The sequence below is a fragment of the Nonomuraea bangladeshensis genome (genome assembly GCF_039529455.1).
Classification (GTDB): Bacteria; Actinomycetota; Actinomycetes; order Streptosporangiales; family Streptosporangiaceae; genus Nonomuraea; species Nonomuraea bangladeshensis.
Genome location: NZ_BAAAMV010000011.1, coordinates 292,663 through 309,303, shown reverse-complemented (window position 1 = coordinate 309,303; position 16,641 = coordinate 292,663). Strand labels below are relative to the sequence as shown.

The following is a 16,641-nucleotide window of genomic DNA, read 5'->3' as shown; positions in this document are numbered from 1 at the left end:
TTCCGGTCGTGGTCAACGACAGTTGAAAATTTGATGGAAATAACTCACGAAACCGGACGATAACCCTTCTAGCTGCGGTTCCTTACAAGGCAGTTTCGGAAACATTACAGAGACTGTTCCCTTGACAATGATGTGTCGTGATTCCAGGCTCGTCCTGGGGGCGTTCCCGGGGTCTGAATTGGGAGCGCTCCCAACAGGACAGCCCTGCCCTCTGAACCTCCGGAGTACGGCAATGACACCGACCGAGGAAGCCGTCATGGGGATCTGGACCGGTCTCCTGAGCACTCCTCCGCGCTCCCTCGCCGACGACTTCTTCGCGCTCGGCGCGCAGTCGCTCACGGTCGTGCGCTTCCTCGCGGAAGTGCAGGATCGGTACGGCGTGGAACTGCCCGTGGACGAGCTGTTCGCCGGTGACTTCACCGTCGCGGCGGCCGCCCGGCTCATCGACGAGACGCTGCTCGGCGAGATCTCCGAGGACCAGCTCGCCGAACTGCTCGACGAGCTGGAAGGCATGTCCGAGGACGAGGTGCGGGCCCTGCTCGACGAGGGCACCCCGCTCGGCGAGTCCTCGCCGTGACGCCCGGCGGCCCGCTCACCCGCGTCCTGCTGGTGGCGCACGGCAGCGACGGCGACGTGCTGCCGTTCGTCCGGCTGGGCGGCGTGCTGCGCGAGCGCGGGCACGACGTGACCCTGCTGACCCACGCCCCCTACCGGAGCCGGGTGGAGGCGGCGGGCCTCGACTTCGTCCCCGTCGACACCCACGACGCCTACGCCCGCTACGCCGCCGACACCGCCCTCCTCCCCGACGGCCTCGGCACCCTCGACTGGCTGTCGTTCTACCGGCGCAACCGGCTGTTCGAGCAGTTCGCGGCCGAATGCCGGGCGCTCGCGGCCCGGGTGGTCCCGGGGCGGACCGTCCTCGCCGGGCGGCACACCTCCGCGCTGTCGGTCCTCGCCGTACGCGAGCTGACCGGCGCGCCGGCGGCGTGGATCGCCGTCGCGCCGATCCAGCCGCTGGCCGCCGAGGTCGCCCGCCACCTGCACCAGCACGTACTCGCGCCTGGCATCGACGCGGTGCGCGGCGACCTCGGGCTGCCCCGCGTACGCGACTGGCGGGCCTGGTTCTCCTCCGCCGACCTGCGGCTCGGGCTCTGGCCGCGCTGGTTCGACGAGGCCGGCCCGGCCACCGGTCCCGCGACCCGGCTGACCGGCTTCCCGCTGCCCGACGACGGCGCAGCGGACCCCGTGCCCGCCGAGGCGGCCGCGCTGCTGAGCGGGACGGTACGGCCCGTGCTGATCACCGGGGGCACCGGGCGCATGCTGCGGCCCGGGTTCCACGACGCCGCGCTGGCCGGCTGCCGGCGGGCCGGGCTGCCCGCGCTGCTCGTCGCCCCGCACGACGAAACGGTCCCCCGGCCGCTGCCGCCCCACGCGCGGCGCTTCGCGCGGCTGCCGTTCCGCGAGGTCGTCCCCCAGGTCGCGGCGGTGCTCCACCACGGCGGGATCGGCACGCTGACCCGGGCGCTCGCGGCCGGGACCCCGCAGGTGATCCTCGCCCACGGGGCCGACCGGCCCGACAACGCGGCCCGGCTGGAGCAGCAGGGCCTCGCCCGGTGGCTGCCCGAGGAACGCTGGGACGCCGGCGAGGTGGCCGGGGCGCTCAACGCGGCCCTCCGCGACGGCCGCCACCCGCCCAGAACGGGACCCCGCGACGCCGCCGACGGCCTCGCCCTGGCCGCCGCCCACCTCGAACGTCTCCTCCACGCCCCGGCCCGTCTCGGCGGCCCCCTTCCCGATCAGGAGCCGCGGGGTGAGGCCGGGCGCGGGGACGCGGCGAGGCGGCTGGCCGCGCTGCCCGCCGAGCGGCGCAGGCTGGTGGCCGCGCGCCTGCGGCGGCGGGCGGCCGAGCAGGAGGCGTCGTGAGGATCCTGCTGGCGCAGAACCTGATCCACCTGCCGTCCCACGGCGGGGCCAACAAGTCGAACCGCCTCCTCATGGAGCGCCTCGCCGCCCGCGGCCACGAGGTGCACGTGGTGTCCCCGCTCTCCGGCGCCCTCGCCACCGGCCCATCGCCGGTTCCCGGCACCGGCCCGACGCCGGTTACCGCCAGCGGCCCGTCGCCGGTCTCCGGGGCCGGCGCGTCGTCCGGCACTGGCCCGTCGTCCGGCACTGGCCCGTCGCCCGGTGCCGGCCCGTCGTCCGGCACCGGCGCGTCGTCCGGTGCCGGTGCTTCGCCCGCCCTCGACGAACTGACCCGCCGGGGTGCCACGCTGGTCGCGTCCGACGACCCTGACGAGGTCACCTACCTGCACCGCGGGGTCGTCGTCCACGCCGTGACCGATCCGGCCGCGCTGCCCCGGCGGATCGCGGAGGTGGCGGCGCGCCTCGTGCCCGACTGGACGCTGGTCCCGTCCGACGACCCCGGCCTGGTGGTCCTGGGCGCGGCGCTGCGGGCCACCCCCGGCCGGGTCGTCTACCTGGTCCACACCCTTCAGCAGCTCCCTTTCGGCCCGGGCGCGTTCTACCCGAGCGCGGCCGGCACCCGGATGGTCCGCCGCGCCGCCGGGGTCGTGGCGGTCAGCCGCGCGGCGCGGGACTACTGCCTGCGGCACGCCGGCCTGCACTCCACCGTGATTTATCCGCATATATACGGTGACACCGCCCCACCAGCGGCGGCCCCCACCGCCCCGTACGTCACCATGATCAACCCCTGCGCCTACAAGGGCCTGCCGATCCTCCTCGGCCTCGCCGACGCCTGCCCCGCCGTCACCTTCCAGGCCGTCCCCACCTGGGGCGCCACCGCCGACGAGCGCGCGGCCCTGGCCCGCCGCCCCAACATCCGCCTCACCCCGCCCGCCGACGACCTCGGCCCGATCCTGGACGACGCCCGCGCCCTGCTCATGCCCTCCCTCTGGGACGAGACCTTCGGCTACACCTGCGTCGAGGCCATGCTGCGCGGCGTCCCCGTCCTCGCCGCCGACGTGGGCGGCCTGGCGGAGGCCAAGCGCGGCGTGCCGTACCTGCTCCCGGTCGCCCCCATCGAGCGGTACGAGGCCGCCCCCGGCCACGCCCGCCCCGTCCCCGTCGTGCCCGCCCAGGACCTGACCCCGTGGCTGGCCGCCCTGCGCCGGCTCATGGACGACCCCGCCCACCACGCCACGCTGGCCGGACGCTCCGCGGACGCCGCCCGCGCGTTCGTCCGCGGCCTGGACCCGGACGCGCTGGAGACGTACCTGACCGCGCTGAGCCCGGCGACCGGGAAAGAGCGGCAGGACCCGCACCGGCGGGCCGCGCTGGCGAGGCTCGCCGCCGCCCGCGCCGCCGCGAAGGGAGCAGCCCGATGACCGGCACGATCGTCGAAGGCGTCGAGCACGGCCGCCCGAGCCCGCCCGCCCCCGGCGACCTCGACCGCCTGCTGCTCATCAGGCACTTCGAGAACGCCCTGCTCCGGCTGTTCGGCGAGGGCCTGCTCAGCGGCACCACGCACACCTGCCTCGGCCAGGAGCACGTCCCGGTCGCGCTCAACCCCCTCCTGCGCGAGGACGACTTCACCTTCAGCCACCACCGCGGCCACGGTCACTTCCTTGCCCGCTACGGCGAGGAGGCCGGCGCGCTGCTCGCCGAGATCATGGGCCGCAGGGGCGCGCTCTGCGACGGGGTGGGCGGCAGCCAGCACATCTACCACCGCACGTTCATGTCCACCGGGGTGCAGGGCGAGAGCCTGCCGGTCGCGGTCGGCATGGCGCTGCGGCTGCGCAGGGCCGGGCACGGCGCGCTGGCCTGCGCCTACCTCGGCGACGGCACGTGGGGCGAGGGCTCGGTCTACGAGGCGCTCAACCTGGCCGCGCTGTGGGGCGCGCCGCTGCTGGTCGTCGTGGAGAACAACGGCATCGCCCAGTCCACGCCCACCGAGCGCGGCATGGCCGGCACGATCGAGGGCCGGGTGGCCGGGTTCGGCATCCCGTACCTGCGGATCGACTCGATCGACCTGGCCGCCGTGCGGGCCGCGCTGGCCGGGCCGGTCGCCGCCGTCAGGAAGGACGCGTTCCCGCTGGTGGTCGAGTTCGTGACGCGGCGGCTCGGGCCGCACAGCAAGGGCGACGACACGCGCACCGCCGACGAGCTGCGGCGGGCCAGGGCCGGCGACTGGTACGAACGCTACGCCGCCGCCTTCCCGCGCCGTTTCGCCGAGGCCGACGCGACCTGGCGGCGGCACGTGGACGACCTGGTCGCCGAGGTGTCGGCGCGGCCCCCGGCGCAGTGGACGGTGCGATGAGGGAGCCCGTCCGCGCGGAGCGGGTGTCGGAGCACCTGAACCGCGCGCTGCACGACGTCCTGGCCGCCGACCCCGCCGTCCACGTGCTGGGCGAGGACATCGCCGACCCGTACGGGGGCGCGTTCAAGATCACGAAGGGGCTGTCGTCGCGGTTCGGGGAGCGGGTGCGCTCCACCCCGATCAGCGAGGCCGCCATCGTCGGCGCGGGCGCCGGGCTGGCGCTGGGCGGCGACAAGGCCATCGTCGAGATCATGTTCGCCGACTTCGCCGGGCTCGCCTTCGACCAGCTCGTGAACTTCGCCAGCAAGTCGACCGCCATGTACGGCCGCCCGGTCCCGATGCCGCTGGTCGTCCGCTGCCCGTCGGGCGGCCGGCGCGGCTACGGGCCGACGCACAGCCAGAGCCCGCAGAAGCACTTCCTCGGCGTCCCCGGGCTGTCGGTGCTGGAGCTGACCCCGTTCCACGACGCCCGCGCCCTGCTGGAGGACGCCTTCGCCGCCGGCCGGCCCGCCCTGCTGTTCGAGGACAAGGTGCTCTACACGCGGCGCATGTTCCGCGACGGCGTCGTGGACGAGCTGTTCCGCTACGAGCTCGTGGACGGCCTCGCCCGCGTGGCCGTCGAGGGCGTGGACGGCCACGACTGCACGATCATCGCCCCCGGCGGCATGGCGCACCGCGCGCTGGAGGCGATGCGGGAGCTGCTGCTGGAGCACGACGTGCTGTGCGAGCTGCTGGTGCCCGCCCGGCTCTACCCGTTCGACCTCGGGGGCGTGCTGCCGCGCGGCCGGCACGTGTGCGTCGCCGAGGACGGCGCGGCCGGGGCCACGTGGGGCGCGGAGGTGGCGACCCGGCTGTACCCCGTCCTCTGGGAGCGGCTGGAGCGGCCGATCACGCTCGTCAGCGCGGCCGACAGCGTCATCCCCGCGGCGCCCCATCTGGAGCACGAGGTGCTCGTGCACGCCGACACCATCCGCCTGGCCGTCCTGGAGTCGCTGGCATGAACGCGGTCGTCGTCCCCAAGATCAACAGCAATGACGCCCGCTACCTGCTGGTGGAGTGGGTGGCCGGCGACGGGGCCACGGTGCGGCCCGGCGACGTCCTGGCCCTCATCGAGACCTCCAAGACCGTGGAGGAGCTGGCCGCCGAGCGCGGGGGCGTGCTGCGGCACCGGGTGGCGGCGGGCGCCGAATGCCTGCCCGGCCAGACCATCGCCGACCTCGCCGACCTCGCCGACCCGGCCGACCCGGCCGACCCGGCCGACCCGGCCGTGCCCGCCTCCGGGGGCGCGCCGGCGGGCGAGGACCCGCCGGAGGACGGGGTGGTGATCACCGCGCCGGCCCGCCGGCTCATGGCCGAGCTCGGGATCGGCGAGGACGCCGTACGCGCCCTCGGCAGGAAGATCATCCGCCGTGACGACGTGACCACCCTCGCCCAGCCCGCCCCCGTCGAATCCGCCCCCTCCGACCCCGATGCCGAGGAGATCATCTTGCCTGTGTCGCAGCGCCGGGTCGCCGACGTGGTGGCCCGCGCCCACCGGGAGGTCCCGGCCGCCTACACCGTCGTCAAGGTCGACGTGGAGGACGCCCTGCGGCTCGCCCGCGAGCTCACCCCCGCCCTGCGCACCCTGATCGGCCTGCCGGAGCTGCTGGTCAAGGCCGTGGCGGGCCTGGCGGGCCGGTTCGAGCTGCTGTTCGCCACGCCGGTCGGCCCCGGCCGGGTCCGCCGCGCCGCCACCGCGCACGTCGGCGTGACCATGGACGTCGGCAAGGGCCTGTCCGTGCCCGTCGTCCACGACGCCACCGGCCGCACGCTGCGCGAGATCTCGAAGACGCTGATGGCGTACCGGATGGCGGCGCTGCGCGGCGGCCTGCGCGAGGAGGACCTGTCCGGCGGCAACATCACGCTCACCCTGCACAACGAGAGCACGGTCACGCTGGCCGTCCCCATCGTCTTCCCCGGCCAGCTCTGCGCCCTGTCCCTCGCCGCCCCGCAGCAGGAGCTCGTCCCCGCGGAGGGACCGGCCGGGTTCGCCGTGCGGCACAACGTGCACCTCGGCCTCGCCTACGACCACCGCTACGTCAACGGCCACGACGCGATCGTCTTCCTCGACGCGCTCCGCGCCGCGCTCGAAGCGCCGGCCGGCCTGGCCGCGGACCCCACGTGACGGGCCCGAGCGAGGTGCCCGCCGACCGGCGGGAGCTGATGGCCCGGCTGCTCGCCCGCAAGGCCGCCGCCGCGGCCGTCCCCGTCCTGCCGCGCACCGGCGAGCCGATGGAGTGCTCGCACGAGCAGCGCCGCGGCTGGCTGGCCGCCCGCGCCGCCCCGGAGACCGCGCCGCCGAACGTCACCCTGGGCCTCGCCCTGACCGGCGAGCTGGACCTGCCGCGCCTCGCCGCCGCGCTCGCCGCGCTGGTGGCAAGGCACGAGGCGCTCCGCACCCGGTACGTCGCCGCCGACGGCCTCCCGCGCCAGGTGATCCGCCCGGCCCAGCCGGTGCCGCTGGAGCTCGTGGACCTCACCTGCCTGCCGGAGCCCGAACGCGAGCCCGAGGCGCTGGCCCTCGCCCTGGCGGCGGCGGGGGAGCGGTTCGACCTGGAGCGCGGGCCGCTGCTGCGGCTCACCGTGTACCGCGTCGGGCCGCTCGAACACCGCCTCCTCCTGGTCTGCCAGCACATCGCCTGCGACGGGGCCGGCGTGGCGCTGGTCGCGGCCGACCTCGCCGCCGCGTACGCGGGCGAGGAGCTGCCGCCGCCGCCCGCCCCCCAGTACGCCGACTACGCCGCCTGGTCGGTGCGCCGGGCGGCCGAGCGGACGCCGAAGCGGCTGCCGTACTGGAGGGAACGCCTGGCCGGCATCGAGCCCCTGTTCCCGCGCCTGCCCGCGCCCCCGCCCACCGCCGGCCCGATGTCGGCCACGGCGCGGGTGCGGGTCGGGCGGGCCGTCGTGGAGCGGCTGCGCGGCGGAGGGGGCGACGGCCCGGCGGGGGGCGGGCCCGTCACGACCTTCGCCGCGCTGCTGGCCGCGTACCTGGTGCTGCTGCACGAGATCAGCGGCCGGAACGACCTCGTGACAGGCGCCGTCACCTCCGGCCGTGGCCGCCGCGAGCTGGAGCCGGTCGTCGGCTCGTTCGTCAACCTGGTGCCGCTGCGCGTCGGGCTGGACGGCCTGACCGGCTTCCCCGCCCTGCTCGCCCGCGTCCGCGCGAGCGTGGCGGGGGCGCTCGCCAACGAGATCCCGTTCGACGCGCTCGTCGCCGGGCTCGGGGCGCACCGGCTGCCCGGCGTGCACCCCTCCTTCCAGGCGGCCTTCGTGCACCGGGGCGATCCCGCGCCGCCGGCCGGCTGGGCCGGTCTCGACGTACGCGTGTGGGAGCACGAGGTGGACGACGGCGGCTTCGACCTCGCGCTCACGGCGACGCCGCGCGGCGGGACGCACGAGCTGGCGCTGACCGGCCGCCTGGCCCGCTTCACCGCCGCCGACCTGGCCGTACTCGCCAAACGCCTGGCCGCCGTCGTGGAGCGCCCGTCCCTGCCGTACTGACCGTGCGCCCCGCGGACGACTGTCGCAACGGCGAGGCTCGGCTACAGTGGATGAAATCGGTCAAAAGGCATCTATGGCATAGGGAGGCAGAGCCCGTCCCTGCGGGCTCGCTGTTGTGACAGGTCTCATGAGCGGCCTTGGGCAGGACGGAGCCGACGCCCTGTGGCGTGGCTCCCCGCACCCGGTTCTGGTGGTCGACGCCGCGGGCCTGATCACTCGGGTCAACGACGCCGCCCTGCGGCTGCTGCCCGCGGCGGTGCCCGGCGCGCCCCTGGAGGACGCCGCGCCCGCCTGGCTGTCCCACGCCCACGCCCGTCTCGGCCCCCGCATCGACGACCTGCGGGAGCGCGGCCCCATCGGGCCGGCCACTTTCGAGGCGCAACCGGTGCGCGAGGGCGGCGCCGTCGCCTGGTGGCTCGCCGACGTCACCGACCTCGAACGCGCCACCCGTGCCCTGCGCCTCGAACGCGAGCGGACCGCCTTCCTCGACACCGCCTCCGGCGAGCTGCTGTCCTCGCTCAACCTCGACCGCTGCATGGAGGTGACCGCCCGCCTGGCCGCCCGCCACCTGGCCGACGCCGCGATGGTCATCCTGCCCCCGTACCGTCGCCGGCACCCGATCGCCTACTGCGGCCCTGACGGCACCGTCGTCCGAGAGGAGCTGGCCGTCGATCCCGAGGCCGTGCCGGGCCTCGCCGAGGCGCTGCAGGGCTACCCGCCCTTGCCCTCCCGCTGGATCGATCCCGCCGCCGCGCCCGGCTGGCTGGCCCGCGACGGGATCGGCGAGGTCGGCTCGATGGTGGTGAGCGCGCTCCCCGGGCACGGCGTCCCCGCGGGCGCGCTCGTCCTGTTGCGCCGCGGCGGCCAGGCCGGCTTCTCCGAGGGCGAGGAGGTCTTCGCCCGGCTGTTCGCGGCCCGCGCGGGGGCCGCCATGTCCGCCGCCCGGCTGTACGCCGAGCAGGCCGCCATCACCGAGACCCTCATGCGCGAGCTCCTGCCGCCCCGCGTCCGCAGCCTGCACGGGGTCGAGGTGGCCGCCCGCTACCGTCCCTCCGAGCAGGCCGCCCGCGTCGGCGGCGACTTCTACGACCTGCACGCCCCCGCCGAGCCCGACGGGGAGTCGCTGGTGGTGCTCGGCGACGTGGCCGGCAAGGGCCTGGAGGCCGCCGTGCTCACGGGCAAGATCCGGCACACGCTGCACGCGCTGCTGCCGCAGGCCGGCGACCACCAGCGGGTGCTCGAATCGCTCAACAGCGTGCTGCTGACCGGCGGCGACCGCACCCGTTTCGTCACGCTCGTCCTGGCCTCGCTGCTGCGGGTCGGCAACCGCGTACGGCTGCGCCTCACCAGCGCCGGGCACGCGCCGCCGCTCATCGTGCGCGCCGACGGCCGCGTCGAGGAGGCCCGCACCAGAGGCACCCTCATCGGCATGCTGGAGCGCGTCACCAGCGTCACCGACACCGTGCTGCTCGAACCCGGCGAGACCTGCCTGTTCTACACCGACGGCATCAGCGAGGCCATGGGCGGCCCGCTGGGCGACGAGATGTTCGGCGACGAGCGGCTGAAGGAGGAGCTGCGGCAGTGCGGCGGCATGCCGCCCGAGGCGATCGCCGAACGGGTGGAGATGCTGGCCTCCCAGTGGGTAAGAGGTGGCGATCACGACGACATGGCCGTCATCGCCATCACCGCGCCGCGCGGCGCACATCTCAGCGCGGTGGGAGGCAACGGCCGGGGAAGGTTCACGGCATGACGCACACAGACGAGCTCGCCTACGGGCTGCCGGCCTGGCGGGAGAAACTCTGGAACGCCGCCGTCGAGGGCGACGAGTACGCCGCCGCGGACGCCGCGCTCGCCGCGCTCGACTCCGGCATCCCGTTGGAGACCCTGCTGCTGGAGGTCGTCGCGCCCGTACAGGGCCGGGTCGGCAGCGAATGGGAGGCCAACCGGCTCACCGTGGCGCAGGAGCACGCCGCGACCGCCGTCAACGAGCGGGTGCTGGCCGCCGTCGCCCACCACCCCGTGGCCCGCGCCGCCGCCTCCGGCCCGCCCGCCGGGCGGATCGCGGTCGCCTGCATCGACGGCGAGTGGCACGCCATGCCCGCCAGGATCCTGGCGGAGGTGCTGCGGCTGCGCGGCTGGCGGGTCGACTACCTCGGCGCCCAGGTGCCGACGCCGCACCTCATCGCCCACCTGCACCGTACGGCCTGCGACCTGGTCGCGCTGTCCAGCTCCATCCCCGTCCGGCTGCCCGCCGCGCACGCGGCCATCACCGCCTGCCAGGCGACCGGCACCCCCGTGATGGCCGGAGGCGCGGCCTTCGGGCCGGACGGCCGCTACGCCCGCCTGCTCGGCGCCGACGCCTGGGCCCCGGACGGCGGGGCCGCCGCCGACCGCCTGGCGTCGGGCCCGCTGCCCCGCCCGCCCGCGCCCCGCCAGGCGGTGGACGACCTGCCGCACCTGGACGACCAGGAGTACACCGTGGTCAGCCGGTCGGCCCGGCGGCTGGTCAGGGACGTCATGAGCGGCCTTGAGGAGCGCGTCCCCGCGATGGCGGCGTACACGCCGCAGCAGCGCCGGCACACCGCCGAGGACATCGCGCACATCGTCGACTTCCTGGCCGCCGCGCTCTACGTGGACGACCCCGAGCTGTTCGGCCGTTTCCTCGGCTGGACGGCGGGGGTGCTGGTCGCGCGCGGCGTCCCGGCCGGTACGCTGCTACCCGCGCTCGACCTGCTCGGCGGGCGGCTGGAGGACTTCCCTCGGGCCGTGGCCGTGATCGCGTTCGGACGGGACGCCGTCCGCGCCGCGTCCCCGTCCCCCGAACACCCCGGAAAGCTCGCATGACCCCCTTCGCACCCCTCCCGCTGACCCTCGTCCTGGACACGCCCCGCCCGGGGGCGCTGCGCGTCGCGGTCGGCGGCGACCTCGACTACACCACCGCCGAGGAGCTGCTGACCACCGTCGCCGCCGCGTTGGAGGGCGGGAGCCTCACCGACGTGCACCTCGACTGCGGGGAGCTGCGCATCTGCGACTCCAGCGGCCTGTCGGCCCTGCTGACCGTCCACCGGCGGGCGGCGGCGGCCGGGGCGCGGCTGCACCTCGACGACCGGCCGCCCGCGCTGAACCGGCTGCTGGACGTCAGCGGCACCTACGAGCACCTCACGGGCGAGCCCGCCACGTCGGACCGGTGGCACTCCACCACCACCTCCTCCGACTGAGGCCCCGGCACGCCGCTGCCGGGGCATGATCCGGGTAGGTTGGCCCACCATGAAGGACCTCCGACCCCCGAACAGCGCCCCGCACGCCGACAGGGGCGCCGGCCCCGCCCGTGGCCGCCGCCCGGTCCGCCTCGCGCTGGTGGCCGCGACGGCTCTCGTCACCGGGCTCAGCGGTTGCGGCGCGACCTCGTCGGCCGATCCGGCGGACACGTCCTCAGCGGCCGGGACGCGGTCCGGGGAGCCGTCGGGCGGGCCGGCCGAGACGCGGCCGACGGAGGGCGCAGGAGCCGCCCGCGCGCTTCCCGCCCCCGGCGAGCCGCTCCCCATGACCCCCGCCAAGCTGGCCACCGCCCTGAGCGAGACGACGGCCGCGCTGAACGCCGCCATCGACCGCTGGAAGCCCGCCAAGGGCGCCCCGCCGCGTGACGTCGAGCTGCTGGCCCTCTACCACCAGCGCCTCTACCGCCACGCCGCCCGCCACCGCTCCCTCGCCGACCGCGCCTTCGCCCGCCTCCCCGCGGCCCTGGCGGCCCAGGCCAGGGACAACGTCGGCGCCATCCGCGAGCTGCTCGCCCTGGCCCGCCCCATCAAGCCGGCCGCGGTGTTCAAGGTCCAGCCGGCCCGCCCGGCCGCCGAGCTGCTCGCCCACTTCAAGCGCGGCGAGCGCCGCTTCGGGGTGGAGTGGGAGGTGCTGGCCGCGGTGATGCTCGCCGAGACGAAGTTCGGCCGGGTCCGCTCCGACAGCCACGCGGGCGCGCAGGGCCCGATGCAGTTCATGCCGGCGACCTGGCGGGCGTACGGGATGGGCGGCGACGTCCAGGACCCCGGCGACGCCATCATGGGCGCGGCCAACTACCTCAAGGCCAGCGGCGCGCCCCGCGACTACCGGCGGGCCCTGCACGCCTACAACCCGTCCCAGGCGTACGTGAACGCCATCCTCCTGCACGCCCGCCAGATGAAGCGCGACCCGCGCGCCTACTACGCCTACTACAACTGGCAGGTCTTCGTCCTCACGACCGAGGGCGAGCGCCGCCTCACCGGACCCAAGTAGCGCGGCTCAGCCTGTCGTGACCCCCGCCGGGCCGTCCAGAGAGGACAGGGCGCGGGCGGCGTGCACCAGCGGCACGTGGCTGAAGGCCTGCGGGAAGTTGCCGACCAGCCGCCCGTAGCGGGGGTCGTACTCCTCGGCCAGCAGCCCGACGTCGTTGCGCAGCTTCAGCAGCCGCTCGAACAGCTCCGTCGCCTCCTCCTTCCGCCCCTGCATCGCCATCACCTCGACCAGCCAGAAGCTGCACGCGAGGAAGGCGCCCTCGCCGCCGGGCAGGCCGTCCACGTCGTTGTCCTCGGCGATCGGGTAGCGCAGGACGAAGCCGTCCGACATGAGCTCCTTCTCGATGGCGGCGACCGTGCCCACCACGCGGGGGTCGTCGGCGGGCAGGAAGCCCACCATGGGGATCATCAGCAGCGCCGCGTCCAGCTCGGACGACCCGTACGACTGGGTGAAGGTGTTGCGCGCGCAGTCATAGCCCTTCTCGCAGATCTCCTTGTGGATGACGTCCCGCAGGGTGCGCCACTTCTCGACGGGGCCGGTGCGGCCGAAGCGCTCGACGTACTTGACGGCCCGGTCGAGCGCCGCCCAGCACATCACCTTGGAGTGGACGAAGTGCCGGCGCGGCCCGCGCACCTCCCACAGGCCCTCGTCGGGCTCGTCCCAGTGCTCCTCCACGTAGCCGAGGAGCTGGCGCTGGATCGTCCAGGCCCGGTCGTCGGGGGGCAGGCCGCGGGTGCGCGAGACGAACAGGCAGTTCATCACCTCGCCGTACACGTCGAGCTGGAGCTGGCGGACCGCCTCGTTGCCGATCCTGACCGGGCGGGAGTCCTCGTAGCCGTCGAGCCAGTCGAGGCGCAGCTCGGGCAGGCGGCGCTCGCCGGCGACGCCGTACATGATCTGCAGGTCCTGGGGCCGGCCGGCGATGGCCCGCAGCAGCCAGGACCGCCAGTCGGCCGCCTCCTCCAGGTAGCCGTTGGAGATGAGCGCGTCGAGGGTCAGCGTGGCGTCGCGCAGCCAGCAGAAGCGGTAGTCCCAGTTGCGCACGCCGCCGAGGTCCTCGGGCAGCGAGGTGGTGGGGGCGGCGACGATGCCGCCGGTCGGCGCGTACGTGAGCGCCTTCAGCGTGATGAGCGAGCGGTTGACCGCCTCGCGGTAGGGGCCGCGGTAGCTGCACCGCGTCATCCAGTCCCGCCAGTACGCCTCGGTCTCGGCGAGCTGCTCCTCGCAGTCGATCGCGGGCGGCATCTCCTCGTGCGAAGGGTGCCAGGTGAACACGAACGGCAGCCGCTCGCCCTCCTTGACGGTGAACGTGGCCCGGTGCGCGTAGTCGCCGCCCTTCAGCGGCACCGGCGCGTGCAGCCACACCGAGTCGGGCCCGCCGATGGCCTGGAGGTGCCCGTTCGTGCGGCGCACCCACGGCACGATCCGGCCGTAGTCGAAGCGCACCCGCAGCACGGTGGAGATCTCCACGGTGCCGCTGACGCCCTCGACGATGCGTACCACGTCGGGATTGCGGTCACGGGGCGGCATGAAGTCGATGATCCGTACGGTGCCCGTGGGGGTGTCCCACTCGCTCTCCAGGATGAGCGTGTCCGGGCGGTAGCGTCGCCGGTCGGCGTGCTTGCGGCCGGTGGGGCCGAGCCACCAGTGCCCGTTGCGCTCGTTGCCGAGCAGGGACGCGAAGCACGCGGGGGAGTCGAACCTGGGCAGGCACAGCCAGTCGATGGAGCCGTCCCTGCCCACGAGCGCGGCCGACTGCATGTCTCCGATCAGGGCGTAATCCTCGAGGCGCATGCTAAGACGCTACTCGCCGCGCGGGTGGTCCCGCGTCGGCGAGAGCGGGAACCAGCGGGTGAACAGCTGCGTGAGCGGGCCGATGGCCAGCGCGAAGACGAGGGTGCCGAGGCCGGCCGTGCCGCCGAGCAGCCAGCCCGCGCCCAGCGCGGTGATCTCGATGAGGAAGCGGGCGAGCCGTACCGACAGGCCGAGCCGGGTCAGCCCGGTCATGATGCCGTCGCGCGGTCCCGGCCCCATGCCGGCGCCGATGTAGAGGACGGTGGCGAGGGCGACCGCGCAGACGCCGGCGGCCAGGTACAGGCCCTGGAGGGGGAGCGCGTGCGGGGTCGGCAGCAGTGCGATCGCGGCGTCGGCGAACAGGCCGAGGAACACCACGTTCGCGATCGTCCCGAATCCGGGGCGCTGGCGCAGCGGGATCCACAGCAGCATCACCAGCGCGCCGACGGCGATGATGACCGCGCCGATGGACACGCCGGTGCGCATGGCCACCCCCTGGTGGAAGACGTCCCACGGGCTGTTGCCGAGCCCGGACTCCACCTGGAGGGCGATGCCGGCGCCGTACAGGGCGAGGCCGCCGTGCAGCTGGGCCAGCCTGGCCGGGAGGGAACGCGGCAGGGGAAGGGTGATGCTCTCGCTCATAATGGACCCAGAGTGGCAGGGTTCAGCTTGCCAAAACAGGGCCAATCGCGGAAAGTGGCCCTTATGCGGCATCTCTCGGCGGCCCAGGTGGCCCGGCTCGCCGGCGTCGACCCCGGCGCCCGCCCCTACTACCGCGCGCTCGCCGACGGCGTGCGCGCCCGCATCATGGACGGCCAGATCCCGGTACGCGTCCGCATGCCCGCCGAACGCCACCTCGCCGAGGCGCTGCGGGTCAGCCGCACCACGGTCACCGCCGCCTACGACCTGCTGCGCGAGCGCGGCTACCTGGAGAGCCGCCAGGGCTCGGGAAGCTGGACGGCGCTGCCCGACCCGGCCTCCACCGCCGAGAACCCCTGGCTCAGCACCGGCGGCGACGGCCTCATCCAGCTCCACAGCGCCGCCCCGCCCGCGCCCACGGCGCTGCGCGAGGCGATGCTGGAGGCGGTCGAGGACCTGCCGCGTCACGGCATGGGCAACGGCTACGAGCCCCTGGGCCTGCCGCTGCTGCGGGAGCGCATCGCGGCCCGCTACACCGCCCGCGGCGTGGCCACCCGCCCCGAGCAGATCCTCGTCACCGCCGGCTCCCAGCACGCTCTGCACCTCGTGCTCGGCCTGCTCGCCGGGCCGGGTGACGCGGTGCTGGTGGAGTCGCCGACCTACCCGCACGCGATCGACGCGGCCCGCCAGCGCGGCGCCCGCATCGTCCCGGTCGGGATCTCCCACGAGGGCTGGCGGCCCGACCTGCTCACGGGCGCGATGCGGCAGTCCGGGGCCCGCCTCGCCTACCTCATGCCCGACTTCCAGAACCCGACCGGCGCGCTCATGGACGACGCCACCCGCGCCGCCGTGACCGCCATGGCCCGGCGCCACGACGCGCTGCTGCTCGTCGACGAGACCTGGCAGGAGCTGGCCGTCGACGAGGTGCCGCACACCTCGCCGATGGCCGCCTTCGACACCGACAGCCGGGTGATCAGCGTCGGGTCGGCGTCCAAGCTGTGGTGGGGCGGGCTGCGCGTCGGCTGGGTCCGCGCCACCGCGGCGCTGGCCCGCCGCCTCGCCCTGCACCGCGCGGTCGTCGACATCGCCGGCCCCGTGCTGGAGCAGCTCGCCGTCGCGCGGCTGTTCGACCGGCTGGAGGAGACCCGCGCCGAACGCCGCCGCGCCCTGCGCGCCTCGCGCGCCGCCCTGGTGGACGGGCTGCGCGAGCACCTGCCCGGGTGGACGTTCACCGTGCCGCGCGGCGGCGGCTCGCTCTGGGTCCGGCTGAACGGCGACGCCGCGACCCCGCTCGCCGAGGCCGCCGCCGGGCACGGCGTCCGGCTCGCCCCCGGCCCCTGGTTCGGCCTGGAGGGCACGCTGGAGGGCTATCTGCGGCTGCCGTTCACCCTGCCGCCCCAGGTGCTGGCCGAGGCCGTGGTCCGCCTGCGCGCCGCCCGCGAGCACGGCCCCGCCGGCCCCGCCCCCGTCCCCGACTCGCTCAGTGCGATGGTGTGAGCCGCGCGCTCACTGGGCGACGCCCTTGGCCATCGGGAAGCGCCAGTTGAACCGCATGGACGTGATGCGCAGCCCGAAGGCCAGCAGCGCCGCGGCGAGGGTGGCGGGCCAGCCGTGCAGCCCGTACGACGACAGCGCCGCCATCACCCCCGACCCGAGCATCGCCGGCACGGCGTAGAGCTGGCGGTCGTAGAGCAACGTCGGGATCTCCCCGGCCAGCACGTCCCGCAGCATGCCGCCGCCGACCGCCGTGACCACGCCCAGCAGGGCGGCGTGCAGCGGGTTGAGCCCGTACTCCAGGGCCTTCTCGGTGCCGACCGCGCAGAACAGCCCGAGCCCGGCCGCGTCCAGCACCAGGATGGCGGGCATCACCCGGGCCACGTGCGGGTGCCAGAAGAAGACGATCACCGTGGCGGCCACCGGCACCAGGACGTAGCCGAGGCTCTGGAACGCGATCGGCCGCACGTTGAGTATGAGGTCGCGGACCACCCCGCCGCCGAGCGCGGTCATCGAGGCCAGCACCAGCATGCCCACCCCGTCCAGCTTCTTGCGCACGCCCATCAGCGCGCCGGACAGGGCAAAGACGAAAATTCCGACAAGATCCAGGATTTCTGACACGGTGGATT

The 16,641-nt window shown here is 75.1% G+C and carries 15 protein-coding genes; 12 read left to right on the top strand and 3 right to left on the bottom strand.

Features of this window, described 5'->3' with window-relative positions; translation table 11 throughout:
• The first annotated feature begins 256 nt into the window (after nt 1-256).
• From ABD292_RS36560 to ABD292_RS36510, 11 genes are all read left to right on the top strand, one after another.
• Nucleotides 257-577 carry a phosphopantetheine-binding protein gene (locus ABD292_RS36560; protein ID WP_177240931.1) on the top strand — a complete coding sequence of 107 codons (321 nt, stop codon included), beginning with the start codon at nt 257-259 and terminating at the stop codon, nt 575-577.
• A complete protein-coding gene (locus ABD292_RS36555; RefSeq protein ID WP_344215629.1) occupies nt 574-1,923 on the top strand; it encodes a glycosyltransferase in 1,350 nt (449 codons plus the stop codon). Before ABD292_RS36560 ends, ABD292_RS36555 begins: the two co-directional genes overlap by 4 nt.
• On the top strand, nt 1,920-3,344 hold the full coding sequence (locus ABD292_RS36550) for a glycosyltransferase family 4 protein (protein WP_344215627.1): 1,425 nt from the start codon (nt 1,920-1,922) through the stop codon (nt 3,342-3,344). The genes ABD292_RS36555 and ABD292_RS36550 overlap by 4 nt, the downstream gene beginning before the upstream one ends.
• Nucleotides 3,341-4,276, top strand: coding sequence for a thiamine pyrophosphate-dependent dehydrogenase E1 component subunit alpha (locus ABD292_RS36545; RefSeq protein ID WP_344215625.1), 936 nt, complete (start codon nt 3,341-3,343; stop codon nt 4,274-4,276). The genes ABD292_RS36550 and ABD292_RS36545 overlap by 4 nt, the downstream gene beginning before the upstream one ends.
• The gene (locus tag ABD292_RS36540; RefSeq protein ID WP_344215623.1) at nt 4,273-5,277 is read left to right on the top strand and encodes an alpha-ketoacid dehydrogenase subunit beta; all 1,005 of its coding nucleotides are present in this window, start codon (nt 4,273-4,275) and stop codon (nt 5,275-5,277) included. The genes ABD292_RS36545 and ABD292_RS36540 overlap by 4 nt, the downstream gene beginning before the upstream one ends.
• On the top strand, nt 5,274-6,440 hold the full coding sequence (locus tag ABD292_RS36535; protein ID WP_344215621.1) for a 2-oxo acid dehydrogenase subunit E2: 1,167 nt from the start codon (nt 5,274-5,276) through the stop codon (nt 6,438-6,440). The genes ABD292_RS36540 and ABD292_RS36535 overlap by 4 nt, the downstream gene beginning before the upstream one ends.
• The gene (locus ABD292_RS36530; protein WP_344215619.1) at nt 6,437-7,816 is read left to right on the top strand and encodes a condensation domain-containing protein; all 1,380 of its coding nucleotides are present in this window, start codon (nt 6,437-6,439) and stop codon (nt 7,814-7,816) included. Before ABD292_RS36535 ends, ABD292_RS36530 begins: the two co-directional genes overlap by 4 nt.
• A 127-nt stretch (nt 7,817-7,943) precedes the next feature.
• Nucleotides 7,944-9,566: a SpoIIE family protein phosphatase gene (locus ABD292_RS36525; protein WP_344215617.1), complete on the top strand. Its 1,623-nt coding sequence runs from the start codon at nt 7,944-7,946 to the stop codon at nt 9,564-9,566.
• Nucleotides 9,563-10,660, top strand: coding sequence for a cobalamin B12-binding domain-containing protein (locus tag ABD292_RS36520; RefSeq protein ID WP_344215615.1), 1,098 nt, complete (start codon nt 9,563-9,565; stop codon nt 10,658-10,660). Before ABD292_RS36525 ends, ABD292_RS36520 begins: the two co-directional genes overlap by 4 nt.
• Nucleotides 10,657-11,034: an STAS domain-containing protein gene (locus ABD292_RS36515; protein WP_344215613.1), complete on the top strand. Its 378-nt coding sequence runs from the start codon at nt 10,657-10,659 to the stop codon at nt 11,032-11,034. Before ABD292_RS36520 ends, ABD292_RS36515 begins: the two co-directional genes overlap by 4 nt.
• Nucleotides 11,035-11,083: 49 nt before the next feature.
• Nucleotides 11,084-12,085 carry a lytic transglycosylase domain-containing protein gene (locus ABD292_RS36510; protein WP_344215611.1) on the top strand — a complete coding sequence of 334 codons (1,002 nt, stop codon included), beginning with the start codon at nt 11,084-11,086 and terminating at the stop codon, nt 12,083-12,085.
• Between the two features lie 6 nt (nt 12,086-12,091).
• Here the strand turns inward: ABD292_RS36510 and ABD292_RS36505 are convergent, their stop codons facing one another.
• Both ABD292_RS36505 and yczE read right to left on the bottom strand, forming a co-directional pair.
• A complete protein-coding gene (locus ABD292_RS36505; RefSeq protein ID WP_344215609.1) occupies nt 12,092-13,879 on the bottom strand; it encodes a glycoside hydrolase family 15 protein in 1,788 nt (595 codons plus the stop codon).
• Between the two features lie 9 nt (nt 13,880-13,888).
• On the bottom strand, nt 13,889-14,521 hold the full coding sequence (gene yczE, locus ABD292_RS36500) for a membrane protein YczE (RefSeq protein ID WP_344215607.1): 633 nt from the start codon (nt 14,519-14,521) through the stop codon (nt 13,889-13,891).
• A 63-nt stretch (nt 14,522-14,584) separates the two neighbouring features.
• Between yczE and yczR the strand changes: the two genes are divergently transcribed.
• On the top strand, nt 14,585-16,015 hold the full coding sequence (gene yczR / locus ABD292_RS36495) for a MocR-like transcription factor YczR (protein ID WP_344215605.1): 1,431 nt from the start codon (nt 14,585-14,587) through the stop codon (nt 16,013-16,015).
• 9 nt (nt 16,016-16,024) lie between these two features.
• Here the strand turns inward: yczR and ABD292_RS36490 are convergent, their stop codons facing one another.
• The gene (locus ABD292_RS36490) at nt 16,025-16,633 is read right to left on the bottom strand and encodes a trimeric intracellular cation channel family protein (protein ID WP_344215603.1); all 609 of its coding nucleotides are present in this window, start codon (nt 16,631-16,633) and stop codon (nt 16,025-16,027) included.
• Nucleotides 16,634-16,641 lie beyond the last annotated feature (8 nt).

Excerpts from the sequence above, each read along its gene's own strand:
- ABD292_RS36560 (WP_177240931.1), top strand. The coding sequence starts at position 257 with ATGGGGATCTGGACCGGTCTCCTGAGCACTCCTCCGCGCTCCCTCGCC.
- ABD292_RS36545 (WP_344215625.1), top strand. The coding sequence starts at position 3,341 with ATGACCGGCACGATCGTCGAAGGCGTCGAGCACGGCCGCCCGAGCCCG.
- ABD292_RS36540 (WP_344215623.1), top strand. The coding sequence starts at position 4,273 with ATGAGGGAGCCCGTCCGCGCGGAGCGGGTGTCGGAGCACCTGAACCGC.
- ABD292_RS36535 (WP_344215621.1), top strand. The coding sequence starts at position 5,274 with ATGAACGCGGTCGTCGTCCCCAAGATCAACAGCAATGACGCCCGCTAC.
- ABD292_RS36525 (WP_344215617.1), top strand. The coding sequence starts at position 7,944 with ATGAGCGGCCTTGGGCAGGACGGAGCCGACGCCCTGTGGCGTGGCTCC.
- ABD292_RS36520 (WP_344215615.1), top strand. The coding sequence starts at position 9,563 with ATGACGCACACAGACGAGCTCGCCTACGGGCTGCCGGCCTGGCGGGAG.
- ABD292_RS36515 (WP_344215613.1), top strand. The coding sequence starts at position 10,657 with ATGACCCCCTTCGCACCCCTCCCGCTGACCCTCGTCCTGGACACGCCC.
- ABD292_RS36510 (WP_344215611.1), top strand. The coding sequence starts at position 11,084 with ATGAAGGACCTCCGACCCCCGAACAGCGCCCCGCACGCCGACAGGGGC.
- ABD292_RS36505 (WP_344215609.1), bottom strand. The coding sequence starts at position 13,879 with ATGCGCCTCGAGGATTACGCCCTGATCGGAGACATGCAGTCGGCCGCG.
- yczE (WP_344215607.1), bottom strand. The coding sequence starts at position 14,521 with ATGAGCGAGAGCATCACCCTTCCCCTGCCGCGTTCCCTCCCGGCCAGG.
- yczR (WP_344215605.1), top strand. The coding sequence starts at position 14,585 with ATGCGGCATCTCTCGGCGGCCCAGGTGGCCCGGCTCGCCGGCGTCGAC.